Annotated in this window: 18 protein-coding genes and 6 pseudogenes; 10 read left to right on the top strand and 14 right to left on the bottom strand. The window is 72.1% G+C overall.

Annotation, left to right across the window (positions count from 1 at the left end; genetic code table 11):
• Nucleotides 1-6: 6 nt before the first annotated feature.
• Nucleotides 7-485, top strand: a pseudogene (locus REH70_RS07845) (OsmC family protein).
• Nucleotides 486-498: 13 nt separating this feature from the next.
• Here the strand turns inward: REH70_RS07845 and uvrA are convergent.
• Nucleotides 499-3,479 (bottom strand): annotated as a pseudogene (gene uvrA, locus REH70_RS07840) (excinuclease ABC subunit UvrA).
• Between the two features lie 117 nt (nt 3,480-3,596).
• Between uvrA and REH70_RS07835 the strand changes: the two are divergent.
• The 6 genes from REH70_RS07835 to REH70_RS07810 all read left to right on the top strand — a co-directional run bounded on the left by REH70_RS07835 (nt 3,597) and on the right by REH70_RS07810 (nt 8,353).
• Nucleotides 3,597-5,630, top strand: coding sequence for a glycoside hydrolase family 15 protein (locus REH70_RS07835; protein ID WP_310753577.1), 2,034 nt, complete (start codon nt 3,597-3,599; stop codon nt 5,628-5,630).
• The gene (locus REH70_RS07830; RefSeq protein ID WP_310753576.1) at nt 5,614-6,333 is read left to right on the top strand and encodes an MBL fold metallo-hydrolase; all 720 of its coding nucleotides are present in this window, start codon (nt 5,614-5,616) and stop codon (nt 6,331-6,333) included. The genes REH70_RS07835 and REH70_RS07830 overlap by 17 nt, the downstream gene beginning before the upstream one ends.
• Nucleotides 6,334-6,546: 213 nt before the next feature.
• On the top strand, nt 6,547-7,044 hold the full coding sequence (locus REH70_RS07825) for a hypothetical protein (RefSeq protein ID WP_310753575.1): 498 nt from the start codon (nt 6,547-6,549) through the stop codon (nt 7,042-7,044).
• A 36-nt stretch (nt 7,045-7,080) separates the two neighbouring features.
• Complete coding sequence (locus REH70_RS07820; protein ID WP_310753574.1) at nt 7,081-7,365, top strand: hypothetical protein; 285 nt, start codon at nt 7,081-7,083, stop codon at nt 7,363-7,365.
• Nucleotides 7,366-7,481: 116 nt separating this feature from the next.
• Nucleotides 7,482-7,772, top strand: a complete 291-nt coding sequence (locus REH70_RS07815) for a DUF1905 domain-containing protein (protein ID WP_310753573.1) — start codon at nt 7,482-7,484, stop codon at nt 7,770-7,772.
• 221 nt (nt 7,773-7,993) lie between these two features.
• Nucleotides 7,994-8,353, top strand: coding sequence for an HNH endonuclease signature motif containing protein (locus REH70_RS07810; RefSeq protein WP_310753572.1), 360 nt, complete (start codon nt 7,994-7,996; stop codon nt 8,351-8,353).
• A gap of 202 nt (nt 8,354-8,555) precedes the next feature.
• Here REH70_RS07810 and REH70_RS07805 read toward each other — a convergent pair whose 3' ends face one another.
• Entirely contained in the window at nt 8,556-8,963 is a 408-nt protein-coding gene (locus REH70_RS07805) for a hypothetical protein (RefSeq protein WP_310753571.1), read from the bottom strand.
• A 274-nt stretch (nt 8,964-9,237) separates the two neighbouring features.
• On the opposite strand from REH70_RS07805, the gene REH70_RS07800 reads away from it, so the two are divergent.
• On the top strand, nt 9,238-9,525 hold the full coding sequence (locus tag REH70_RS07800; protein ID WP_310753569.1) for a hypothetical protein: 288 nt from the start codon (nt 9,238-9,240) through the stop codon (nt 9,523-9,525).
• Between the two features lie 103 nt (nt 9,526-9,628).
• Here REH70_RS07800 and REH70_RS07795 read toward each other — a convergent pair whose 3' ends face one another.
• Nucleotides 9,629-10,840: an FAD-dependent oxidoreductase gene (locus REH70_RS07795; RefSeq protein ID WP_310753567.1), complete on the bottom strand. Its 1,212-nt coding sequence runs from the start codon at nt 10,838-10,840 to the stop codon at nt 9,629-9,631.
• On the bottom strand, nt 10,837-11,028 hold the full coding sequence (locus tag REH70_RS07790) for a ferredoxin (RefSeq protein WP_310753566.1): 192 nt from the start codon (nt 11,026-11,028) through the stop codon (nt 10,837-10,839). Before REH70_RS07790 ends, REH70_RS07795 begins: the two co-directional genes overlap by 4 nt.
• 242 nt (nt 11,029-11,270) lie before the next feature.
• Here REH70_RS07790 and REH70_RS07785 point away from each other — a divergent pair, with 242 nt between their 5' ends.
• Nucleotides 11,271-11,522 (top strand): hypothetical protein, encoded by a 252-nt coding sequence (locus REH70_RS07785; protein ID WP_310753564.1) that lies wholly within the window; start codon nt 11,271-11,273, stop codon nt 11,520-11,522.
• Here REH70_RS07785 and REH70_RS07780 read toward each other — a convergent pair.
• From REH70_RS07780 to REH70_RS07770, 3 genes and pseudogenes are all read right to left on the bottom strand, one after another.
• The gene (locus tag REH70_RS07780) at nt 11,501-12,019 is read right to left on the bottom strand and encodes a GNAT family N-acetyltransferase (protein ID WP_396134696.1); all 519 of its coding nucleotides are present in this window, start codon (nt 12,017-12,019) and stop codon (nt 11,501-11,503) included. The two genes, REH70_RS07785 and REH70_RS07780, sit on opposite strands and share 22 nt — an antisense overlap.
• 411 nt (nt 12,020-12,430) lie before the next feature.
• A pseudogene (locus tag REH70_RS07775) lies at nt 12,431-13,575 on the bottom strand (acyl-CoA dehydrogenase family protein).
• A 64-nt stretch (nt 13,576-13,639) separates the two neighbouring features.
• Nucleotides 13,640-14,485, bottom strand: coding sequence for an aldo/keto reductase (locus REH70_RS07770; protein WP_310753562.1), 846 nt, complete (start codon nt 14,483-14,485; stop codon nt 13,640-13,642).
• Nucleotides 14,486-14,546: 61 nt separating this feature from the next.
• Here REH70_RS07770 and REH70_RS07765 point away from each other — a divergent pair, with 61 nt between their 5' ends.
• A complete protein-coding gene (locus tag REH70_RS07765; RefSeq protein WP_310753561.1) occupies nt 14,547-14,831 on the top strand; it encodes a YciI family protein in 285 nt (94 codons plus the stop codon).
• 79 nt (nt 14,832-14,910) lie between these two features.
• Here REH70_RS07765 and uvrB read toward each other — a convergent pair.
• The 7 genes and pseudogenes from uvrB to REH70_RS07730 form a co-directional block, all read right to left on the bottom strand.
• Nucleotides 14,911-17,006 (bottom strand): annotated as a pseudogene (gene uvrB / locus REH70_RS07760) (excinuclease ABC subunit UvrB).
• A gap of 78 nt (nt 17,007-17,084) precedes the next feature.
• Nucleotides 17,085-17,711, bottom strand: a complete 627-nt coding sequence (coaE, locus tag REH70_RS07755) for a dephospho-CoA kinase (protein WP_310753560.1) — start codon at nt 17,709-17,711, stop codon at nt 17,085-17,087.
• 206 nt (nt 17,712-17,917) lie between these two features.
• Nucleotides 17,918-19,405: a 30S ribosomal protein S1 gene (gene rpsA / locus REH70_RS07750; RefSeq protein WP_310753559.1), complete on the bottom strand. Its 1,488-nt coding sequence runs from the start codon at nt 19,403-19,405 to the stop codon at nt 17,918-17,920.
• A 192-nt stretch (nt 19,406-19,597) separates the two neighbouring features.
• Nucleotides 19,598-20,559: pseudogene (locus REH70_RS07745) on the bottom strand (6-phosphofructokinase).
• A 179-nt stretch (nt 20,560-20,738) separates the two neighbouring features.
• On the bottom strand, nt 20,739-22,532 hold the full coding sequence (locus REH70_RS07740; protein WP_310753558.1) for an ABC transporter ATP-binding protein: 1,794 nt from the start codon (nt 22,530-22,532) through the stop codon (nt 20,739-20,741).
• The gene (locus REH70_RS07735; protein WP_310753556.1) at nt 22,529-23,473 is read right to left on the bottom strand and encodes an ABC transporter permease; all 945 of its coding nucleotides are present in this window, start codon (nt 23,471-23,473) and stop codon (nt 22,529-22,531) included. Before REH70_RS07735 ends, REH70_RS07740 begins: the two co-directional genes overlap by 4 nt.
• Nucleotides 23,470-24,473, bottom strand: a pseudogene (locus REH70_RS07730) (ABC transporter permease). The gene REH70_RS07735 and the pseudogene REH70_RS07730 overlap by 4 nt, the downstream one beginning before the upstream one ends.

Raw genomic sequence — 24,473 nt, 5'->3', positions numbered from 1 at the left:
GGGGCGATGGGAGCCCTGCACCTGTACACGGTCGACGTCCGCTGGACCGGGGCCGGGGACACCGGCACGACGAGCTACACGGCCTACGGCCGGGACCACGAGGTCGAGGTCGAGGGTCGCCCGGTGCTGCTCGCCTCCGCGGACCCCGCGTTCCGGGGCGACCCGGCGCGGTACTCCCCGAGCAGCTGTTCGTGGCGTCCCTGTCGCAGTGCCACATGCTGTGGTTCCTCCACCTCGCGTCCGCCGACGGCGTGGTGGTCGTGGAGTACCGCGACGAGGCCGTCGGGCGGATGCGGGTGGAGTCGGCCGGCGCCGGGCAGTTCACCGACGTGCTCCTGCACCCGCGGGTCACCGTCCGCGGCGGCGAGCACGTGACCGACGCACGGATCGCCGCGCTGCACGAGCGCGCCCACGAGCACTGCTTCGTCGCACGGTCGGTGAACTTCCCGGTCCGGCACGAGCCGGTCACCCACCGGCTCGACTGAACGGTCGGCGGGGTCAGCTCGCCTTCGCCGCCGCACGCGCCTTGGCGCTGCGCGCCGGTGCCTTGGCCGCCGCGCCGTTGGCACGTCGACCCTTCGCCGGGACGACCGGGGTGACCTCCGGCGGAAGGACGAGCTGTGCGGTCGGGATCGGCGTGGTGCCGGCGAGGACCTCCGCGAGGAAGCGGCCGGTGTGGCTGCCGGGGACCTTGGCGACGTGCTCGGGGGTGCCCGCGGCGACCAGCTTGCCGCCGCCGCTGCCACCCTCGGGGCCCATGTCGATGACCCAGTCGGCGTTCTTGATGACGTCGAGGTTGTGCTCGATCACCAGGACGCTGTTGCCCTTGTCCACCAGCGACTGCAGCACGGCGAGCAGCTTGCGGATGTCCTCGAAGTGCAGACCGGTGGTCGGCTCGTCCAGGACGTAGATCGTCCGGCCGTTGGACCGCTTCTGCAGCTCCGCGGCGAGCTTGACGCGCTGGGCCTCGCCGCCGGACAGCGTCGGCGCCGGCTGGCCGAGCCGCACGTACCCCAGGCCGACGTCGACCAGCGTCCGCAGGTACCGCGAGATCGCGGGGACCGCGGCGAAGAAGTCGGCGGCCTCCTCGATCGGCATGTCGAGCACCTCGGCGACCGTCTTGCCCTTGAAGTGCACCTCGAGCGTCTCGCGGTTGTACCGCGCGCCGTGGCACACCTCGCACGGGACGTAGACGTCGGGGAGGAAGTTCATCTCGATCTTCAGCGTGCCATCGCCGGAGCACGCCTCGCAGCGGCCGCCCTTGACGTTGAAGGAGAAGCGACCCGCGGTGTAGCCGCGCACCTTCGCCTCGGTGGTCTCCGCGAACAGCTTGCGGACGTGGTCCCACACGCCGGTGTACGTCGCCGGGTTGGACCGGGGCGTGCGCCCGATCGGGCCCTGGTCGACGTGCACGACCTTGTCCAGGTGCTCCAGCCCGGTCACGCGCTTGTGCCGGCCCGCGACCTGTCGCGCCCGGTTCAGCTCGTTGGCGAGCACCGTGTAGAGGATGGAGTTCACCAGGGTCGACTTGCCGGAGCCGGACACCCCGGTGACCGCGACCAGCGCGCCGAGCGGGAACGACACGTCGATCCCGGTGAGGTTGTGCTCCTTCGCACCGACCACGGTGAGCTGGCGGGACGGGTCGATCGCGCGACGCTCGGCCGGCATGGGGATGCTGCGACGACCGGACAGGTAGGCACCGGTCACCGACTCCTGCGACGCGAGCAGGCCCCCGAGGTCGCCCGAGTGCACGATGCGCCCCCGTGCTCACCCGCGCCCGGGCCCACGTCGACGATCCAGTCCGCGGTGCGGATGGTGTCCTCGTCGTGCTCGACGACGATCAGGGTGTTGCCCAGGTCCCGGAGGCGGGTCAGCGTGTCGATGAGGCGACGGTTGTCGCGCTGGTGCAGGCCGATGCTCGGCTCGTCCAGGACGTACAGGACGCCGACCAGCCCGGAGCCGATCTGGGTCGCCAGGCGGATCCGCTGCGCCTCGCCGCCGGACAGCGTGCCGGCCGGACGCATGAGCGAGAGGTAGTCCAGGCCGACGTCGAGCAGGAAGCCCAGCCGCGCCTGGATCTCCTTGAGCACCTGGGTGGCGATGGCCCGCTCGCGCTCGCCGAGCTCGAGGGTGTCGAGGAAGTCGCGTGCCTCCCGGATCGGCAGCGCGCACACGTCCGCGATGGAACGGCCGCCGACGCGGACCGCGAGGACCTCGGGCTTGAGCCGCGCACCGCGGCAGACCGGGCACGGGACCTCACGCATGTAGGCCTCGTACTTCTCCTTGCTCCACTCCGACTCGGTCTCGCCGTGCCGACGGGTGATGAACGTCATCACGCCCTCGAAGCCGGTCGAGTACTGGCGCTCCCGGCCCCACCGGTTCTTGTACTTGACCTTCACCTCGTGGTTCTCGCCGTACAGCACGGCCTCCTGGGCGCGCTGCGGGAGCGCGCGCCACGGGACGTCCATCGAGAAGCCGAGATCCTTCGCGAGCGCCGACAGCACGCGCTGGAAGTACTCGGCCGACGTCTGCGCCCACGGGGCGACGGCGCCCTCGGCGAGGGAGAGGTCCTCGTCCGGGATGACCAGCTCGGGGTCCACCTCGAGCCGGCTGCCCAGGCCGGTGCACTCCGGGCACGCGCCGTACGGCGCGTTGAAGGAGAACGTCCGCGGCTCGATCTCCTCGAGCGAGAGCTGGTGGTCGTTGGGGCACGCGCGGTGCTCGGAGAACCGGCGCTCGCGCTCGGGGTCGTCCGCGTCGGCGTCGACGAGCTCGACGGTCAGCAGGCCGCCGGCCAGCCCGAGCGCGGTCTCGACCGAGTCCGTCAGCCGGCGGCGCACGCCCTCGCGGGACACGAGCCGGTCGATGACGACCTCGATGTCGTGCTTGAGCTTCTTCTCCAGCGTCGGTGGGGACGTCAGCTGCACGACCTCGCCGTCCACCCGTGCCCGCGCGAACCCCTTGGCCTGCAGCTCGGCGAACAGGTCGGCGTACTCGCCCTTGCGGCCGCGGATCACCGGTGCGAGGACCTGGTAGCGCGTGCCCTCGGGGAGCTCGAGGAGGCGGTCAACGATCTGCTGCGGGGTCTGCGCGGTCACGCGCTCGCCGCACACCGGGCAGTGCTGCGTGCCGGCGCGCGCGAACAGCAGGCGCAGGTAGTCGTAGACCTCGGTGATCGTCCCGACCGTCGACCGCGGGTTGCGGTTGGTCGACTTCTGGTCGATCGACACCGCGGGCGACAGCCCCTCGATGAAGTCGACGTCGGGCTTGTCCATCTGCCCGAGGAACTGCCGGGCGTACGCGGAGAGCGACTCGACGTAGCGGCGCTGCCCCTCGGCGAAGATCGTGTCGAACGCGAGGGACGACTTCCCGGAGCCGGACAGCCCGGTGAAGACGATGAGCGCGTCCCGAGGGAGGTCGAGGTCGACGTTGCGGAGGTTGTGCTCGCGGGCCCCCTGGACCACCAGACGATCATTCACCCAGACAGTCTACGGGCCGCCCCCGACATGTGTACGTGTGTTCGAACACACACCGGCAGGCCGGCAGGCCCGCGTCGCTGCCCTGCCGACCCGTGCGGCCGACGGCAGACTGACCGGATGACGCCCCCCGAGCCCACGACGTCGTCGTCCCCGGTGCACGGCACCGCTGACTCCGCCCACCCCAGCCCCGCCGAGGACCCCGTCGTCGGGTCGGACGTCGTCGCGGACACCACCGACGGCGGCGGCGGCCCCCAGCCCGAGCCCGACGACGCCCCAGCCGGGCCCGGACCGATCACCCCGATCGGCGACTACGCCGTGCTCGGCGACCGGCAGACCGCCGCCCTCGTCTCACGCAGCGGCTCGGTGGACTGGCTGTGCCTGCCGTCGTTCGACTCCTCGGCGTGCTTCGCCGCACTGCTCGGCACGGCCGAGCACGGCCGGTGGCTGTTGACCGTCAGCGACGCGACCGAGGTGACCCGCCGCTACCTCGACGACTCCTTCGTCCTCCAGACCACCTACGTGACCCCGACCGGACGCGCCGTCGTCACCGAGTGCATGCCCATGGAGGACGACCGCGCGGACATGGTGCGCCGGGTCGAGGTCGTCGAGGGGCACGTCATGGTCGAGCACGAGTGGATCGTGCGGTTCGGGTACGGCAAGGTCCGCCCCTGGGTGCACCGCGTCCGAGACCCCGACGACACCCCGGGCATCCGGGCCACCGCGGGCCCGGACTCGCTGCTCCTGCGCGGTGACCGGCTGCCGACGGCGGTGGCCGACGCGCACCGGGACACGTTCCGGATGGACGCCGGGCAGACGCTCGAGCTCGTCATCACGTGGACGCCGTCGTGGGCGCCGGTCCCCCGCCGGCTGCCGATCCTCGACCGCATCCACGCGACCGAGGCGGCCTGGAGCGACTGGGCCGCCCGCCGTCGGCACCGCGGCAGCCACGCCGAGGCGGTCGACCGTTCCCTGCTCGTGCTGCGCCTGCTGACGGACAACGTGACGGGGGGCATCGTGGCCGCAGCGACCACCTCGCTCCCGGAGGACATGGGCGGCGAGCGCAACTGGGACTACCGCTACTGCTGGCTGCGCGACGCCGCCCTGACCCTCGAGGCGCTCCTCGAGTACGGCTACCGTGAGGAGGCGACCGAGTGGCGGAACTGGCTGCTGCGCGCCGTCGCCGGTGACCCCGCCGACCTGCAGATCATGTACGGCATCGACGGGCGCCGCGAGCTGCCCGAGCGCACGCTCGACCACCTTCCTGGGTACGGCGGCTCGAGGCCGGTCCGCGTGGGCAACGCGGCGGTCGACCAGGTGCAGCACGACGTGCTCGGCGAGGTCATGTGCGCGCTCGACCTCGCGCGAGCGGCGGGGCTGGACGAGCAGGCGCCGAGCTGGGAGCTGCAGCGCACGCTCGTCGACCACCTCGCCGACCGGTGGCGCGAGCCGGACCGCGGGATCTGGGAGGTCCGCGGCGACCTCCAGCACTTCACCCACTCCAAGGTCATGGCGTGGGCCGCGCTCGACCGGGCGGTGCGCGCGGTGGAGGTGTACGGGCTCGACGGCCCCGACGTGGACCACTGGCGCGCCGAGCGAGAGGCGGTCCGGGCCGACGTGCTGACGCACGGGTTCGACGCCGAGCGCAACACGTTCGTCCAGGCGTACGGCGACTCGGACGTCGACGCGTCGCTGCTGCAGATCGCCCAGGTGGGCTTCCTGCCCGCGGACGACCCCCGCTTCGTCGGAACCGTCGACGCGATCCGTGCCGAGCTCGAGGTGAGCGACGGCCTCGTGCACCGGTACCGCACGCACACCACCGACGACGGCCTCGCGGGCGGCGAGCACCCGTTCCTGGCGTGCAGCTTCTGGCTCGCCGACGCGCTCGCGCGCATGGGACGCACCGAGGAGTCGGGGCCGATGCTCGACCGGCTCATCGGCCTGGGGAACGACCTCGGTCTGCTCGCGGAGGAGTACGACGTCGAGGCCGGGCGGATGATGGGGAACCTGCCGCAGGCGCTCTCGCACCTCGCGCTCGTGCGGGCCGTCTACAGCCACGACGAGGCGGTCCGGCGTCGTCGGGAGCGTGACGGAAGTGGTCCGCGTGCCGACGTTGCGGAGGAGCCGGAGGACACCCATGCCCTACAGCGGTGAGGTGACGCCTGGGGGGCCCAGCGCCGTCCGGGAGCTCGACGAGGTGGTCGTCCGCAAGGCGTCGGTCGGGCCGATGGACAACAACGCCTACCTCCTCACCTGCCGGGCGAGCGGGTCGCAGCTGCTCGTCGACGCCGCCGCGGACCCGGACCGGCTCCTCGCGCTCGTCCGGGAGGGGTCCGGGTCCGCGCGGCTCGCCGTCGTGGTGACGACGCACCGGCACGCGGACCACCACGGGGCGCTGGACTCCGTCGTCGCCGTCACCGGCGCCACGACGGCGGCGGGGGCCGACGACGTCGCCGGCATCCCCGTCCCCACGCGCCGCCCCCTGCGCCACGGGGACGTCCTCACGGTCGGCCACCTCACGCTCGAGGTGGTCGCGTTGCGCGGTCACACCTTGGGGTCGATCGCCCTCGCCTACCGCGAGCCGGACCGGGACCCGGGGCGGGCGTCCGGGGCGTACCGGGGCGCCGACGCCGTCCCGGGGCGGGTGCACCTGTTCACCGGGGACAGCCTGTTCCCGGGCGGTGTGGGGAACACGCAGCGCGATCCGGATCGCTTCGCGCAGCTGCTCACCGACGTCCGGGAGCGGGTCTTCGACCGCTTCGACGACGGCACCTGGGTGTACCCGGGGCACGGGGCGGACACGACGCTCGGCGCCGAGCGCCCGCACCTCGAGGAGTGGCGCCGCCGGGGGTGGTGAGCGGCCCCGCTCCCGGCACCACGGGACGACACCGGACCGCGCGGCGACCGAGCACCGGGACGTCCCATGCCGAGGTGTCGGGTCATCCTGCGACCGTCGGGCGGACCTGTCACGAAAGCGAAAGCGCGAACAGAGGCTTGCAGCGATGGGGAGATCGCGCCCGCGACGCGTCGCGAATGGGGACACACACGCGAGTGGTACATCGCGTCGGCCGTGGCCGCCGATCACATCGACGGACGCGCGGCCGGGCTGCCGATTCTGCCGATGACCGCGGCGCTCCGATGCGATGAGCACCGGACGAAGCCGTTGCTCCCTCGCTCCGCGGCGAGGAGCATCAGCACCATGACCCTGGACACATGGTGGCCACAACTGCAGCAAGACTCCCGCGACTGGTTGATCGCCCACAACGGAGAAGCGCTCAGCCAGCACGTCGTGCGGGACATCGAACGGGTGAGCGGCCCCTTGCCTGCGCAGGCGTGGTGGGTGGGCGAGACCGGCCCGGATGGCGTGACGCTGACTGACGCAGCTGTCGACTGGATAGAGGAAGTAGCCAACGACGATTTCCCTGAGCCCCTTCGGGTGCGTGACCGGTTCCGGCTGGCGAACTTGAGCAGCAATCCGATCATCCGCACCTGCCGCGGTGAGGGCGGCTGCGCTCGCCCGGATCTGCCACGTTGGGGGCGTGTCTCCGCCCCGCGCCTGCCGCGCTGATCTCGGCGTCGGGCGGTCCCGGCCTAACCTCTACGCGTGTCCTCCAAGGGCGATCGGAAGAGTGCACGCGAGGCCGTGGCGACCTACCACGAGGCTCAGCTCGCGGTGTTGGTGGAGCGTGTCGGTACAGCAGTCGACGGCTTCCGCGACGGCCAGCTCGATGCACTCGACGTTGACGAAGTGCTGCTCCAGTACTCCCGGGCAGCGGAGGAGCTCTGGAAGTTCTGCAACGTGGGTGATGTCGAGTCCGTCGCGACCGCGGTGCGCGAGCAACTGCCCATCCATTGGTGGGAGCGCGGGGCGCCAAGGGCTCGACGGTGACCCGGCAGGAGTCTTCAGGTCGAACGCCGGCACGAACGACGGTGCTGGGGGAATCACCCGACCGCGTGGTCATGCCGCAGCCAGCGCGACCCGCACCGTCCCGGGGAGAGCGGTGGGTGGAGCTGTACGTTGTCGGCATGGCCGCGGAAAAGCACTTTGAGACGACCATCGGCGTCGAGGTCAAGGGAGACACTTGGAGCTGCGTCGAGATCCCGGACTCCGCGGAGTTCTTCGGCACCAAGAGAACCGTCAGGGTGAACGTGAGGGTCGACGACGTGACGCTCGAGGACGTCGGTGCCATGGTGACCGGGAGTGGCGGGCACATGGTGTCGCTCAGCGCGAAGGTTCGGAAGAGCCTGCGCAAGGACATCGGTGACAGCGTCACGGTTGCCATCACGAAGAGGTAGCCCAGCGCCCGACCGAGGCGGACCGCGCGAACGCAGCACGGCATCAGCACGGCATCCGGTCATGCCCCGCTGAGCGCGCCGGGCTCGTACCGAGTGGCCCATATCTCTGAGCGCCGTCCCATGTTGGCTTCCGCGGGCTGGGCGCTCGCGCGACGTAGGCTCACAAGGTGCCGGGCAGTCGGAGCTTGAAGGCGAGGGCCACCCGCAGGCGCAAGCGCCGCATGGAACGGGTCGCGCACGACCTGACCCAAGAGCAGTGGGCGGCGCTCAAGGCCGCGTGGGGCGGATGTGCCTACTGCGGCGTGAGCGACAAGCCCCTGCAGCGCGACTGCATTCTGGCGCTCTCGCGTGGAGGCCGCTACACGTTGGACAACATCGTTCCGGCATGTGGCTCGTGTAACGCCAGCAAGTGCAATGACGAGGTCACTGGCTGGCTGCGGCGCAAGCGCCTTGACGAGCGCGCCTTCCTGAGCCGGCACCTGGAGGTACGAGAAGCATGTGCACGTCGTTTCAACACTGGACTGGTCGCTGACCACGAGCCGGAGCGAGATGACGCCGTCGCCGTCGAGCGACGATCCTGACCGGATCAGAGGCTGGCCTGGTCACGGCCTCGCAGGGGGCGTCCGCACAGGCCGCGTTGAGGGCGGCTGCGCTCGCCCGGATCTGCTGCTGTCACGCTCGTGTGCCGAGCGACGCCTCCGGTGACGAACACGCCCCGAGGCCGTGGAATGTCACCGTCGGTCGTTGACGGCGTCCGCGATCTTCCGGGCGGCCTCAGCGGGGTCACCCCCGTGGTGTCGACGACCTCGGCCTCATCGTGAGGCCAGTCGCGCGACGCCTCGACATAGGGCTCGAGGTGCTGGAGTCGGGGCCGAGCACGGTGTCCGCTGAGATGCGTGCGCGGAGAGTCGGCTGGTCAGCGTGGAGGACGAAGTGCCGTACCGGGATGTCGTAGTGCGCGAGGCCCGCGCTGATCTCGCGCCAGTACCGCTCGACCAGGACGGTCATGGGCACCACCAACGTGCCGCTCGCGTACTCGAGGACACGGCGAGCCGTCTCGACGACGAGTGGACGCCACGGCGGCCAGTGCTGGAAGTAGTCCGTCGCCGGTAGCCCCGGGGTGATGGCCATGAGCATCGCGCCGACGTTCTCGGCGTCGAACACCCGTGAGTCGGGGAGAAGCTGCTGCACGAGCGCGCCTGTCGTCGTCTTCCCGACGCCTTGAGTTCCGTTGAGCCAGACGACACGTGAGCTGACGCTAGCGATGTGTGCGTGGCGGTGCGCGCAGGCGCCGCGACGTCGGCGGCGACGACCCGGCCGGGATCAGTAGCGGTGGTGGCCGGACGGGACGATGCCGTCCGTCCCCGGGAGGATGCCGGGGACCGCGTCGTCATCCCGTGCGGGGCACCACGGCCCGTCCGGGGGCCGACGCGGACGGCGGGCGTCGCTCCGTAGCGTCGTCGGCATGACCTCCGACGCCGCCACCCTGCCCCTGACCACCACCGCGATGGACACCCCCGAGCGCCGCATGCTGTCCTGGCTCGCCCTGGCCGCCGGCCTCGCGCTGACCGTGACGACGGGCGCCACCCTTCTCGGGGCACCCGCGACCCCGACCGACCCGCACATGACTCCGTGGAGCGTCACGTCGGAGGCCGGGCCTGTCGACAGCCGAACCACCGACGCGTCCGGCACGGACGCCGTGTGGTCCGCCCCGGCGGCCCTGACCACCGGGGGCGCGACCTCCGCGGGCTGACCTGCCGACGCGCGCGTGGCGCTGCTGGTCCGGGTCCTCCTCGTCGCCGGGGCGACGTGAGGTGAGGTCGAGCGCGACGACCGCCGAGCGCCGAGCCGACGGGTCAGCTCCTGCGGGCGGTGATCGACCGGGCGAGCTCGACGGCCTCCTGCCAGGCGGCGCGCTGACCGATCAGGAGCCGCAGCCGAAGGACGGCTCGTCGCTGATTGACGCCGAGAGCGCCGGTCACCCGGTCACCGGTGCGGTAGAGGGCCAGCAGGTCGCCGGTCTCGGCCGAGCCGACGACGGAGACGACGTCGTCACTCTCCGGCACCCCGACGAACTGGATGCGGTCGGTGACCCAGTCCGACCAGAAGTACGGCACGACGTCGCAGGTCACCGGCTCACCCGTTCCGACGGCGTTGCGGCCGGCGACCACACCCTGCTCCGCCGCCGAGGTCCAGTGCTCCAGGCGCATCGATCGGTCGAACGTCGGGTTGTGCCACCGCGCGATGTCCCCGGCCGCGTACACGCCGGGCGCGCCGGCGTTGAGCGTCGAGTCGCAGACGACGCCGTCCTCGATCGTCAGGCCTGAGCCGCGGAGCCACTCCGTCACGGGCGCAGCGCCCACCCCGACGAGCACGACGTCCGCCGGCAGCACCTGGCCGTCGGCCAGCCGTACCCCCTCGACGGTGTCGGAGCCGATCACGGCCTCGACCACGGCCCCGCACCGGACGTCGATGCCGTGCCTGGCGTGCAGACCACCGAGCGCCTCGCCCATCGCGGGACCGACCGCCCGCACGAGGGGCACGGCAGCAGCCTCGAGCACGGTGACCTGCGCGCCGAGGTGCAAGGCGGAGCAGGCGAACTCGGAGCCGATGAAGCCGGCGCCGATGACGACGACGCGGCTCCCCGGACGGACCGCCGAACGCAGCGCGACGGCGTCGGCATGGCTGCGCAGCGTGTGCACACCAGCAGGTCCGTGCATCCCTGGCAGCTGCCGGGCGGTCGAGCCGGTGGCGATCACCAGCCCGGCGTAGGGAAGCTCCTCCGCACCGACGGTCACGGTCCTCGTGCCCGTGTGGACCGCGGTGGCCGTCTCGCCGAGCCGGAGGTCGACGTCGAGCTCGCCGCGCAGGCTCTCCGCGGTGCGCAGGTACCTGAGCGCGGCACTCTCGGTCAGGAACGCCTTGGACAGCGGCGGACGGTCGTACGGCGCGTCGGTCTCGGCTCCCAGGAGAGTCACCGGCCCGGTGAAGCCGCTGCCTCGAGCGCCCTCGACGGCGCGCACCCCGGCCAGGCCGGCCCCGACGACCACGAGCCCGGCCGTGCTCATCCGATCAGGCGCAGGGCTTGCTCCGGGCACTGGCGGACGGCGTTCTCGACGTCCCCCCGGTCGGATTCGTCGATCGTCTCGACGACGAGGCGCGCCTTGTCGTCGTCATCGACCTCGAAGATGTGCGGAGCGAGGGCCTCGCACACCCCGTGCCCGGCGCAGGCGGCGGTGTCGATGCGCACCTCCATGGGAACCTCCTTCATGGCGAGCCGTGCGGCACGCTGGTCGAGCCGAGGTCCCGGCAGGCGGGACGACGGGCGCCGCACGCACGGCGACGGCCCTGCACGATAACCGAAAGGTCGCTCCAGGAGAGGCGCTGCTCACCAAGCCCCGAGCACCGCGCAGGTCGGGATCTGCCGGACATCGCAGCCATCCCGTCGAGGGCGGCTGGGGCGGGTCATCGCCGCAGGGCCGGGCCTAGGATCGCGTGATGACGTCGAGACGCTCGGGCGCGGACAAGCACACCGAGATCGTGGACGGGGTGACGGTCAAGTACCACGCCAACGGGCAGACGGTCTGGTCCAGGGGTCGGGTCGAGAACGGTCAACCCGAGGGTTACTGGGAGTGGTACCGCATCGACGGAACGCTCAAACGGTCGGGCACGTTCGTCGCCGGCGAGCCGGTGGGGTCCTGGACCACGTACGACGCCGAGGGCAAGCCCTACAAGACCACCCAGAAGTAGCGCGGCCGAACGGCATGGGAGCGGGGTGCGGTCAGCTGGCGCCGACGTCGGGCTCCTCGGCATCCGCATGCGAGCCGCCGGGCCGGGGAGCCAGCTGGGGCGCGACGGTCTCGATCACGACCGCCGCTCCGATGAGCGCGGCACCCAACGGGAAGGCCACGGACCCGACGAGCGTCAGTGCGACGGTCAGGACGTGCAGGCCGATCTCGGCGTTGGCGCCCGCGGCGCCGATGACGCCCGCGTACAGGTTCGGCCCGTAGACCAGGAGGCCAGGAGGCCAGGAGGCCAGGAGGCTCCACGAAGCCGAGTCGCGCGTAGAGCGCGCGAGCCGCGACGGCGTCGTCCTCCACGCGCAGGCCGATCCGGTCCCCGGGCGCGGCGGCCATGGCAGCGCGCATGAGCGCCGCCCCGGTACCGCGGCGCCGGTGCGGCCCGGCGACGAACAGGTCGATGACAAACGCGCCGCGCGGCACATCGGGCCACGGCGCGTCGAGCACGGTGAGGACGGCGCCGACGACGACGGCGCCGTCCCACGCCACGAGGCTCGCGGCAGGCAGTAGGGCACCGTGCCCGCCGTCGAGGGCGCGGACGACGTCGTCGACCGCCTCGTCGAGCGTGGTCTCGCCCTCCGGTCCCCCGTGGGCCTCCGGAGTACGTGCGTCCCAATGCCTCCGCGTCGGACCGGCGCACCGGCGCCAGCCGGTGACCGGCCGGCACGATCGAGGCCGGCGGCGTGGACGCCAGCGGAGCGACCAGCAGACGACTCGGCACAGGCCGACGTCAGCCGCCGGGGACCCACCCCGGATCCACGGCTGTCGCCGCACCCGGATCTGCAGCGCGCGAGGCCCGCGCCCTCCGCCTGCCGTGGGCAGACGCGGGCGCGGACCTGAGCGCCGACCGACCCGCCGTCAGCCCGCGTCGACCGGACCGAGCCAGGCGGTCGCCACCGTCGCGTGCGCCGACTCCGGATCCGACGGGTGGAACAGGCCGGCGAGGACGTCCCGGTACAGGCGGCCGAGCTCGCTGCCGTTGAAGTAGGACGACCCACCGGAGACGCGGATCGCCTGGTCGACCACGAACCGCGCGTTCTCGGTCGCCCGGTGCTTGAGCCCGACGACCTTGGCGAACCACTGCGCGCCGTGGTCGACCTGCTCGTCGACGTCCCGCGCGAGCGCGTCGACCTGCGGCTCGATGCCGTCCTGCGCGAGGGCCGCCTCGGCGACGCGCCAGCGGATGTCCGGGTCCTGCGCAAGGGTCCGGCCGCCGTTCTTCATCGAGGTGCGCCGGTGCGCGGCCTCGACCGCGAGCTCGACCGCCCGTCGGCCGATCCCGGTGTAGACCGCGGCCAGCAGCACCTCGAACACCGCGAACAGCGCGAAGATGAACGGGTCCCGGCTCGGCCCGACGGGCAGCCGTCGGTGCACCCACGTGGCCGGTGCCTCGGCGCCGTCGAGCACGGTCGTGCGGCTCTGCGTGGCGCGCATGCCGAGGGTGTCCCAGTCGTCGCGGACCTCGATGCCCGACGCGTCCCGCGGGACGACCCCGTGGACGAGCACCGGTGCGTCGGGGTCGGAGTCGTCGAGGCCGAAGGTGGCGAGCCGCGTCCACACCGGGGACAGCGACGTGAAGATCTTCGTCCCGGTGTACCGGTACCCCCGCCATCCACGGGCTCGGCCCGCGTGCGCGAGGCGAACATGACGAGGTCGTTGCCCGGCTCGGAGTTGCCGAACGCGAAGATCTCCCCGCGCGCGGCCTCCTCCAGGACGAACCGCATGCCGTCGTCGCCGCGCTCCGCGAGCACCTGCGCGATCCCGGTCACGACGAGGTGCATGTTGACGGCCAGAGCGGTCGCCGGGGCGGCCGCGCCCAACCGGACCTGCTCGGCGGCCACCTGGCGCAGGCTCAGGCCGGCGCCGCCGAGCACGGTCGGTACGAAGGCCCGCAGGTACCCGGCCGCCGCCAGGTCGGCGAGGTCCTCGTGCGGGAACCCGTTCTCCCGGTCGAGCGCCGCGGCGCGGGAGCGGATCGTGGCGAGGAGCTCGTCCGTCAGCAGGGTGCCGTCCCCGCCCGGGGCGGCGGCGGGCGGGCCGTTCCGGGTGGTGGGTGCGGTCGCCTCCTCAGGCACCGAAGACCTCGGGGTCCGGCCCGATCCGCGACCCGCGCTCCATGCCGTCCAGCGCGCGGTGGTCGTCCTCACCCAGGCTGAAGCCGAAGACGTCGAAGTTCTCCGCGATCCGCGCCGGGGTCACCGACTTGGGGATGACGATCGTGCCCTGGTCGAGGTGCCAGCGCAGGACGACCTGCGCCGGCGTGACCCCGCGCGCCGCGGCGATGCCCTGGACGACCGGGTCGTCCAGCAAGCCGGAGTCACGTCCGAGCGGCGACCACGCCTCGGTCGCGATCCCGTTGGCGTCGTGGAAGGCGCGCAGCTCGCGCTGCTGCAGGCGCGGGTGCAGCTCGACCTGGTTGAGCACCGGGACCACGCCCTGCTCGGCGATGATCCGCTCGAGGTGCGCGGGCAGGAAGTTCGACACCCCGACCGACCGGATCGCTCCCTGCTCCTTCAGGTGCAGCAGCGCGCGCCAGGAGTCGAGGTACAGGTCCTGGCTCGGGACGGGCCAGTGGATGAGGAAGAGGTCGACCACGCCGAGGTCGAGCCGCTCGGCCGATCCCTCGAAGGCACGCATGGTGGCGTCGTAGCCCTGGTCGTCGTTCCAGACCTTGGAGGTCACGTAGACCTCGTCGCGGGGCAGCCCGGAGGCGCGCACGGCGCGGCCGACGCCCGCCTCGTTGCCGTAAAGCTTGGCGGTGTCGATCAGCCGGTACCCAGTCTCCAGCGCGGTGGTGACGGCGCGCTCGGCGCCGTCGTCGTCCACCTTGAACACGCCGAAGCCGAGCTGCGGGATCGTGGTGCCGTCGATGAGGGTGGTGCGCGGCACGGTGGTGGTGAGCTCGTCAGTCATGGCACCAGCCTCCCCGGCGGCCGGTGCGCCGCGACCCGCGTCCGGCTGCCAGGATGACGCCATGACCGTCTACGCCGTCCAGTACACCTACGACGACCGCACCGACGTCCGCGACCGGTTCCGCCCCGAGCACCGGGCGTACCTCGGGGGCCTCGTCGAGAGCGGGGAGCTGCTCTCGTCCGGGCCGTGGGCCGACGGCGCCCCCGGGGCGCTGCTCGTGCTCAGCGCGCCGTCCACCGCCGAGGTCGAGCGGCTGCTCGACGCAGACCCGTTCGCGCGGGAGGGCGTCGTCGCGGAGCGCTCGATCCGGGAGTGGACGCCGGTCCTCGGGGTCTGGAGCTCCTGACCACCAGGACCACCCGCGCACCAGCTCACGGTCGTCAGCCTCACGGTCGTCAAGCTGACGGTCGTCAGGCTGACGGTCGTCAGGCCGTGGCGGCGTGCATCTGCCGGAGCTCCTTCTTCAACCCGGAGATCTCGTCCCGCAGCCGCGCGGCCAGCTCGAACTGCAGCTCGGCGGCGGCCGCGTGCATCTGGTCGCTGAGCTCCTGGATGAGGTCGGCGAGCTCGCTGGACGCCGCCCCCACGAGCGCCGTCCGGCCGGAGGTCGCGCCCGTGCCGCCCGGCGTCGGGGCCTTCCCCGCGACGACTTCCGATAGCCGCCGGCGAGCAGCTCAGCGGTGTCGACGTCCTCGCGGGCGAGCATGTCGGTGATGTCGCCGATCTTCTTGCGCAGCGGTGTCGGGTCGATGCCGTGCTCGAGGTTGTAGGCGACCTGCTTCTCGCGGCGCCGCGCCGTCTCGTCGATCGCCTGCGCCATCGCCGGGGTGATCCGGTCCGCGTACATGTGGACCTGACCGGAGACGTTGCGGGCGGCGCGGCCGATCGTCTGGATGAGCGAGGTCCCCGAGCGCAGGAACCCCTCCTTGTCCGCGTCGAGGATCGCAACGAGCGACACCTCGGGCAGGTCGAGGCCCTCGCGCAGCAGGTTGATCCCGACCAGCACGTCGAACTGGCCCAGCCGCAGCTCGCGCAGGAGCTCGACGCGACGCAGGGTGTCGACCTCGGAGTGCAGGTAGCGGACGCGGACGTCCTTCTCCAGCAGGTAGTCGGTGAGGTCCTCGGACATCTTCTTGGTCAGCGTCGTGACGAGCACGCGCTCGTCACGCTCGACGCGCACCCGGATCTCCTCGAGCAGGTCGTCGATCTGCCCGGTGGTCGGCTTCACGACGACCTCGGGGTCGACGAGGCCGGTCGGCCGGATGATCTGCTCGACGACGCCGTCGCCCATCGACAGCTCGTAGGTGCCGGGCGTCGCGGACAGGTACACGGTCTGCCCGATGCGCTCGGCGAACTCCTCCCAGCGCAGCGGCCGGTTGTCCATCGCGCTCGGCAGCCGGAACCCGTGGTCGACGAGGCTGCGCTTGCGGGACATGTCGCCCTCGAACATCGCGCCGATCTGCGGGACCGTCACGTGCGACTCGTCGATGACGAGGAGGAAGTCCTCCGGGAAGTAGTCGAGCAGCGTGTTCGGTGCGCTGCCCGCCGCGCGGCCGTCGATGTGGCGCGAGTAGTTCTCGATCCCGGAGCACGAGCCGATCTGGCGCATCATCTCGATGTCGTAGGTGGTGCGCATCCGCAGCCGCTGGGCCTCGAGCAGCTTGCTCTGCCTCTCCAGGTCCGCCAGCCGCGCCTCGAGCTCGGCCTCGATCGACGCGATCGCGCGCTCCATGCGCTCCGGACCGGCCACGTAGTGGGTGGCGGGGAAGACGTGAACGTCCTGCTCGCTGCGGATCACGTCACCCGTCAGCGGGTGCAGCGTCGCGATCGCCTCGATCTCGTCGCCGAAGAACTCGATCCGGATCGCGAGCTCCTCGTACACCGGGATGATCTCGACGGTGTCCCCGCGCACCCGGAACGTGCCGCGTGTGAACGCGAGGTCGTTACGGGTGTACTGCATCGCGACGAACTGCCGGAGCAGGGCGTCCCGCTCCACCTGGTCGCCCACGGCGAGCCGGACCATGCGGTCCACGTACTCCTGCGGCGTGCCCAGGCCGTAGATGCAGGACACGGACGCCACCACGACGACGTCCCGGCGGGTCAGCAGGGAGCTCGTCGCGGAGTGGCGCAGGCGCTCGACCTCGTCGTTGATGGACGAGTCCTTCTCGATGAAGGTGTCCGTCTGCGCGATGTACGCCTCGGGCTGGTAGTAGTCGTAGTACGAGACGAAGTACTCGACGGCGTTGTTGGGCAGCAGCTCGCGGAACTCGGTGGCGAGCTGCGCCGCGAGCGTCTTGTTCGGCGCCATGACCAGCGTCGGGCGCTGCAGCTTCTCGATCAGCCAGGCCGTGGTCGCGGACTTGCCGGTCCCGGTCGCGCCGAGCAGGACGACGTCCTTCTCACCGGCGGTGACGCGGGTGGCGAGCTCGGCGATGGCGGTGGGCTGGTCACCGGACGGGGTGTACTCCGAGATGACCTCGAACGGGGCGACGGTCCGCTGCAGGTCGGTGACTGGACGCATGGCTCAACGGTACGACCCGCCACCCACACGCCGGGTCCGCGGACCGCCGGTATCGCGGCGGGCGAACCGCCGCACCGGTCACAGGCCGGCGTCGACCTCCGCCAGACGCTCCTCCTCGATCCGCGCCCACAGCGCGTCCACCTGCTCGCGCAGCGCCTCGACGGTGCCGCTGCCGTCCAGCACCCGGTCCGCCACCGCGAGCCGGTCGGCGTCCGGGGCCTGCGCGGCGATGCGCCGCTCGGCGTCCTCGCGTGTCAGCCCGCGGGTCTCGACGAGCCGGCGCACCCGCAGGTCCGCCGGTGCGTCCACGACGACGAGGAGGTGGAACGCCTCCGCCTGGCCCGTCTCGACCAGCAGCGGGATGTCGTGCACGACGACGGCGCCGGTCCCCGCCGCGGCGACCGCCGCCTCCCGCTCGGCGGCGAGCCGACGGATGACGGGGTGCAGCAGTCCGTCGAGCCGCTCGCGCGCCGCCGGGTCGGCGAACACCACCCGACCGAGCGCGGCCCGGTCCAGCTCGCCGTCCGCGGTGAGCACGCCGTCGCCGAACGCCTCCACGACGGAGTCCAGTCCCGCCGACCCGGGCCGGACCGCCTCCCGGGCGAGCGCGTCGTGGTCGATCACCGCCGCGCCGTGCTCGGCCAGCCGGCCGGCCACGACGGACTTGCCTGATGCGATCCCGCCGGTCAGTCCGATGCGCTGCATCGCGCCACTCTGCCCCACCGGAGCACCGGCCCGCGACCGCGTCCCGGCCCGGACGCCCGGCAGCCGGGGAGCCCGGCACCACGGACCCCCGGACGCGCCCGGCACCAGGCACCTCCGGATGCACCGACGGCCACGGGCCGGCCACCCGAAGGTGACCGGCCCGTGGCCGTGCGTCGCTCGCTGCACCCGGACCGGGTGCGGGGCGATCAGGCGCCGGTGAGCTTCTCCCGCAGAGCGGCGAGCGCCTCGTCGGACGCGAGCGTGCCCGCGGCCTCCTCGGCGGCCGGCGTCGAGGAGTAGGTCGAGGCCGGGGCGGCACCCGCCCCACCGGTCTCGCCGCCACCGTTCGCGGCCTCGAGGTCCGCGCGCGCGGCCTCGGCGACCTGCTTGCGGTGCGCCTCCCAGCGCTCGTGGGCCTTGGCGTACTGCGCCTCCCACACCTCGCGCTGCGCCTCGAAGCCCTCGAGCCACTCGTTCGTGGTCGGGTCGAAGCCCTCGGGGTACTTGTAGTTGCCCTGCTCGTCGTACTCGGCCGCCATGCCGTACAGCGCCGGGTCGAAGTCGTCGCTGGTCGGGTCGACGCCCTCGTTGGCCTGCTTGAGCGACAGCGAGATGCGGCGACGCTCGAGGTCGATGTCGATGACCTTGACGAAGACGTCGTCGCCCACCTGGACGACCTGCTCCGGGATCTCGACGTGGCGCACGGCCAGTTCCGAGATGTGCACGAGGCCCTCGATGCCATCCTCGACGCGCACGAACGCACCGAACGGGACGAGCTTGGTGACCTTGCCGGGGACGACCTGGCCGATGGCGTGCGTCCGGGCGAAGGCCTGCCACGGGTCCTCCTGCGTCGCCTTCAGCGACAGGGAGACACGCTCGCGGTCGAAGTCGACGTCGAGCACCTCGACGGTGACCTCCTGGCCGACCTCGACGACCTCGGACGGGTGGTCGATGTGCTTCCAGGACAGCTCGGAGACGTGGACGAGCCCGTCGACGCCGCCGAGGTCCACGAACGCACCGAAGTTGACGATCGAGGAGACGACACCGGGGCGGACCTGGCCCTTCTGCAGGGTCTGCAGGAAGGTCGAGCGCACCTCGGACTGCGTCTGCTCGAGCCAGGCACGGCGCGACAGGACGACGTTGTTGCGGTTCTTGTCGAGCTCGATGATCTTGGCCTCGATCTCCTTGCCGACGTACGGCTGGAGGTCGCGGACGCGACGCATCTCCACCAGCGACGCGGGCAGGAAGCCGCGCAGGCCGATGTCGAGGATGAGGCCGCCCTTGACGACCTCGATGACGGTGCCGGTGACGACGCCGTCCTCCTCCTTGATCTTCTCGATCGTGCCCCACGCGCGCTCGTACTGCGCCCGCTTCTTGGACAGGATCAGCCGGCCTTCCTTGTCCTCCTTCTGGAGGACCAGGGCCTCGACCTCGTCGCCGACCTTGACGACCTCACCGGGGTCCACGTCGTGCTTGATGGACAGCTCACGGGAGGGGATGACGCCCTCGGTCTTGTAACCGATGTCGAGCAGGACCTCGTCGCGGTCGACCTTGACGATGATCCCCTCGACGATGTCGCCATCGTTGAAGTACTTGATGGTGGCGTCGATGGCGGCCATGAAGTCCTCGGCCGACCCGATGTCGTTGATCGCGACCTGCGGGGTAGCCGGCTTCGCGGGGGTGGAGATGGTCATTGAGTGATGTGCTCCGATGCGGACAAGGAGTAGTTCGGATGGGTACGTGCAGTGGGTCGACGTGGCGACCGACGTGCCGTTCGCCCGTCAGGGCGCGCGACACCGGCATCGATCGTACCTGCACCACCCCACAGGACCAACCCGTCCGCGGGTAGGCCCCCGAGCGGGCGCGGCGCCACCCCGGGCGGCCGCCTAGGCGAGCGCGCGGGCGACGTCGAGCAGGCCGGTCGGGACGTGCTTGACCTTCCCGGCGATCTCGGCCAGCGGGACGAGCCGGACGTCCTCCCCGCGCAGCGCTGTCATGACCCCCGACTCGCCCCGTGCGATCGCGTCGATCGCCGCGACGCCGAACCGACTGCCCAGGATGCGGTCGGCCGGGCTGGGCGTGCCGCCGCGCTGGACGTGACCGAGCACGGTGACGCGGGTGTCGAAGCCCGTGCGTGCCTCGATCTCGGCCTTGACGCGCTCCCCGATCGCGCCGGCGACGATCTCGCCGAACTTCCCGACCGGCGCCTCGTAGGACATCGCGGTGCCCGGTGCGGGCTCGGCGCCCTCGGCGACGACGACGATCGAGAAGCTCGCGTGCGCGCGGTGGCGGTGCTTGAGGTACCGGACGACCTTCTCGATGTCGAAGGGCTCCTCGGGTGCGAGGACCACCTCCGCTCCCCGGCGATCGCGGACGTCACGGCGATCCAGCCGGCGTGGCGGCCCATCACCTCGACCACCATCACCCGGTTGTGGCTCTCCGCGGTGGTGTGCACGCGGTCGATCGCCTCGGTCGCGATCTCGACCGCGGTGTCGAAGCCGATCGAGCGGTCGGTGCCCCACACGTCGTTGTCGATGGTCTTGGGGATGGCGACGATCTTGACCCCGGCCTCGGCGACCTTGCTGGCCGCGTGCAGCGTCCCGTCCCCGCCGATGCAGATGAGCGCGCCGATCCGCTCGGCCTCGAGGGTCGCCAGCACGGCGTCCATCCCGCCCTCACCGGCGTGCGGGTGGAAGCGGGCGGTGCCGAGCAGCGTCCCGCCGACGGGCAGCACGTTGCGGATGTGCTGGCGGGTCAGCGGCATGACGTCGCCGTCGACGACCCCGCGCCACCCGTTGCGGAAGCCCACGATGGAGTGCCCGTACTCGCCCTCGCCCCGCTTGACCACGGCGCGGATGCAGGCGTTCAGGCCGGGGACGTCCCCGCCTCCGGTGAGCAGACCGACGCGCACGAGCACACTCCTTCATCGGGTGGGGGACGACGACGCCCGCTGCGGCGCCGTCGCGTCCCACCCTAGGGGACACGACGACGCCGGCCCGACCCCGGAGGCTCGCCGGCGCGGGGTGGTCAGCCGGCGAGCCCGAGCTCCAGGCCGGCCCCGGGGATGGCGTCGATGAGCATCCGCGTGTAGTCCTGCTGCGGGTGGTCGAAGACGTCGTCGGCCGAGCCCTGCTCGACGATGCGTCCGCTCTCCATGACGCACACGTGGTCGGCGATCTGCCGGACGACGGCGAGGTCGTGGCTGATGAACAGGTAGCTCAGGCCACGGCGGTGCTGCAGGTCGGCGAGCAGGTGCAGGATCTGCGACTGCACGATGACGTCGAGCGCCGACACCGCCTCGTCGCACACCACGAGGTCCGGGTCCAGCGCGAGCGCCCGGGCGATCGCGACGCGCTGCCGCTGGCCGCCGGAGAGCTCGGCGGGGTACCGGCGCAGCAGCCCCACCGGCAGCGCGACGTCGTCCATGAGCTCGTGGACGCGTCGCCGCCGCTCCTGCGCCGACCCGGTGCCGTGGGCCTTGAGCGGCTCCTCGATCGTCCGGTAGATCGTGTAGAGCGGGTCGAGCGAGGCGTACGGGTCCTGGAAGATCGGCTGCACCTTGCGGCGGAACTCGACCTCCGCGCTCCGGTCCGCCCCCGACCGGTCGGCCGTTGAACCGGATCTCCCCGACGTCGGCTCGAGCAGGTCGAGCATCATGCGCGCCACGGTGGACTTGCCCGAGCCGGACTCCCCCACGATCGCGACCGTCGTGCCGCGCGGGATGGTGAACGAGACGTCGTCGACCGCGGTGAAGTCGGTCCCGCGGGAGAACAGCCCCTTGCCGCGCAGCGAGAAGACCTTGCTGACGTGCTCGACCTCGACGATGTGGTCGAGGGCCGGCGCCGGCCCACCCACGGCGGCTGCGGTACCCGGAGCCCCGGCAACCGTGGTCTCGGCGACCGTGGCGCCGGTGCTCGTGGCGGGGGACGGGCCGGCGTCGTGCCCGGCCGTCATCGCGACGAGGTCGTCCGCCGCCTCGTCGTCGGCCCCGTGCTGCTTCGCGAGCTGGATGCGACGCGACGCGAGCGACGGCGCCGCCGCGAGCAGCCGCTTCGTGTACTCGTGCTGCGGGGAGCGCAGCAGCTCGAGCGCCGGCCCGGTCTCGACGACCTCGCCGCGGTACATGACGACGATGCGGTCGGCGCGCTCCGCGGCCAGGCCGAGGTCGTGCGTGATGAGCAGGACCGCGGTGCCGAGCTCGTCGGTCAGCTCGTCGAGCCGGTCGAGGATCGTGCGCTGCACGGTGACGTCGAGGGCCGACGTCGGCTCGTCGGCGATGAGCAGCCGTGGGCGGCACGCGAGGCCCATCGCGATGAGCGCGCGCTGGCGCATGCCGCCGGAGAACTCGTGCGGGTACTGCTGCGCGCGCCGGGCGGCGTCGGGCAGGCCGGCCTCCTCGAGCAGCTCGACCGCCCGGGTGCGCGCCGCCTGCCCCTTCGCGACCCCGTTGTCCTCGAGGGCCTCGACGATCTGCGCCCCCACCCGCATCACCGGGTTGAGGTTCGACATGGGGTCCTGCGGGACGAGCCCGATGTCGCTGCCGCGCAGCCGGGCCGTCGCCGCCCCGCCCTGGGTGGTGAGGTCCTGCCCGTCGAAGCGGATGGTGCCCCCGGTGACGCGACCGTTCTGGGCGAGGAGGCCGATGACGGCCGCGGCGGTCGTGGACTTGCCGGACCCGGACTCGCCGACGATGGCGACGGTCTCCCCCGGTAGGACGTCGAAGCTGACTCCACGGGCCGCGACGGTCGGCCCCGCCTCCGTCGTGAACGTGACCTCGACGTCGCGCAGGCTGAGCAGCGGTTCGGTGGCGACGGGACTCACCTCTTCCTCGTCTTGGGGTCCAGCGCCTCGCGCAGCGCCTCGCCGAACAGGGTGAAGCCCAGTGCGGTGACCGCGATGCAGGCACCCGGCCACAGCGCCAGGCGCGGCGCGACCTCGAGCTCGTTCTGCGCCGCGGTGAGCATGCGCCCCCACTCCGCGGTGGTCGGCGACCCGCCACCGAGGCCGAGGAAGGACAGCGCCGCGGCCTCGATGACCGCGGTCGCGAGCATGAGGGTGGCCTGCACGATGACCGGGCTGACGCTGTTGGGCAGCACGTGGCTCATCACCACGGTGCGCCGCCTCAGCCCCAGCGAGGTCGCCGCGAGGACGTAGTCCTGCCCGCGCTGGGCGAGCATCGAGCCCCGCAGCAGCCGGGCGAAGATCGGCACCTGCACGACGCCGATCGCGATGATCACCGCACGCGGCGTCTGCCCGATGACCGCGGCGATCGACACCGCGAGCAGCAGCGACGGCACGGACAGCATGAGGTCGACCAGTCGCATCGTCACCGCGTCGACCCAGCCGCCGAACGCGCCGGCGAGCAGGCCGAGCAGCGCACCGCCCGCGAGCCCGAGCAGCGTGGACAGCACGCCGATGAGCAGCGACGCGCGCGCACCCCAGATGAGCTTGCTCAGCAGGTCGCCGCCGTAGCGGTCCAGACCGAGCAGGTAGTCCTCGGAGGGCCCGGGGATGAACGTGGGCCGGATCTCGGAGCGGCCGGGGAGGGCCTCGGCGCCGTACGGCGCGAGCAGCGGCGCGAGCAGCGCGACGAGCAGGAACACGAGCACGATCGCGGCGCCGATGATCGCCCCGGGGTTGCGGCGCATCCGGCGCGCCGCGACGACCCAGAGGTTGGCACCGGCGTCGTCGGGCCCGTCCGGCGGGGTGCCCGGCACCGCGGTCTGCCGGACGACGTCCTGGGCGGCGGGTTCGGTGGTCATCGCACACGCATCCTGGGGTCGATGAGGCCGTAGGACACGTCCACGGCGAGGTTCGCCAGGGCGTAGATCACCGCGACGAAGAGGATGAAGCCCTGCAGCACGGCGTAGTCGAGGTTGAAGATCGCCTGCGCCAGGAAGCTGCCGATGCCGTTGAACGCGAACACCGTCTCGGTGAGGACCGCCCCGGACAGCAGCAGGCCGACCTGGAGGCCGATCGTCGTGGCGACGGGCAGCATCGCGTTGCGGATGACCACGCGGCGGCGCAGGCGCGGCGGCCGAAGCCCTTCGCGCGGGCGGTCCGCACGAAGTCGGCGCTCTGGACCTCGATGACCGAGGCGCGGGTGATGCGGGCGATGATCGCCAGCGGGATGGAGCCCAGCGCGATCCCCGGGAGGATGAGGTGCTTGAGCGCGTCCCAGGCGGCGTCCCACTCCCGGGTCATGAGCCCGTCGAGGACGTAGAAGCCGGTCGGGTGGGTCGCCAGGATCGTCGGGTCGAGGCGCCCGGCGGACGGGAACCAGCCGAGCTCGACCGCGAACACGTACTTGAGCAGGAACGCGAGGAAGAACACCGGGATCGTGACGCCGAGCAGGGAGGCGACGACCGTCGTGTGGTCGAGGAACCGGCCCTGGTGCCGAGCGGCGATGTAGCCGAGCGGGATGCCGACGCCGATCGCGAGGACGAGCGCCACGATCGTGAGCTCGATCGTCGCGGGGAAGCGGCTGAGGAACGCCTCGAGGACGGGCGTCCCGGTCCGGGTGGACGCCCCGAAGTTGCCCTGGAGGAGCTGACCGAGCCAGGTCGCGTACTGCTCGACCAGGGGCTTGTCGAAGCCGTAGAGGCGGTTGATGTTCGCGACCGCCTCCGGGGTCGCGCGCTCCCCCAGGAGGGCCGTTGCCGGCCCGCCCGGGAGAGCGCGCACCCACAGGAACAGCAGGATCGACAACCCGAGCAGGGTCGGGATCAGCAGCGCGAGGCGCTGCAGGACGAGACGGGCCAT

Origin of the sequence: Cellulomonas sp. ATA003, from assembly GCF_031582905.1 — a bacterium.
Lineage (GTDB): Bacteria > Actinomycetota > Actinomycetes > Actinomycetales > Cellulomonadaceae > Pengzhenrongella.
This window is presented reverse-complemented; position numbering and strand designations above follow the sequence as displayed.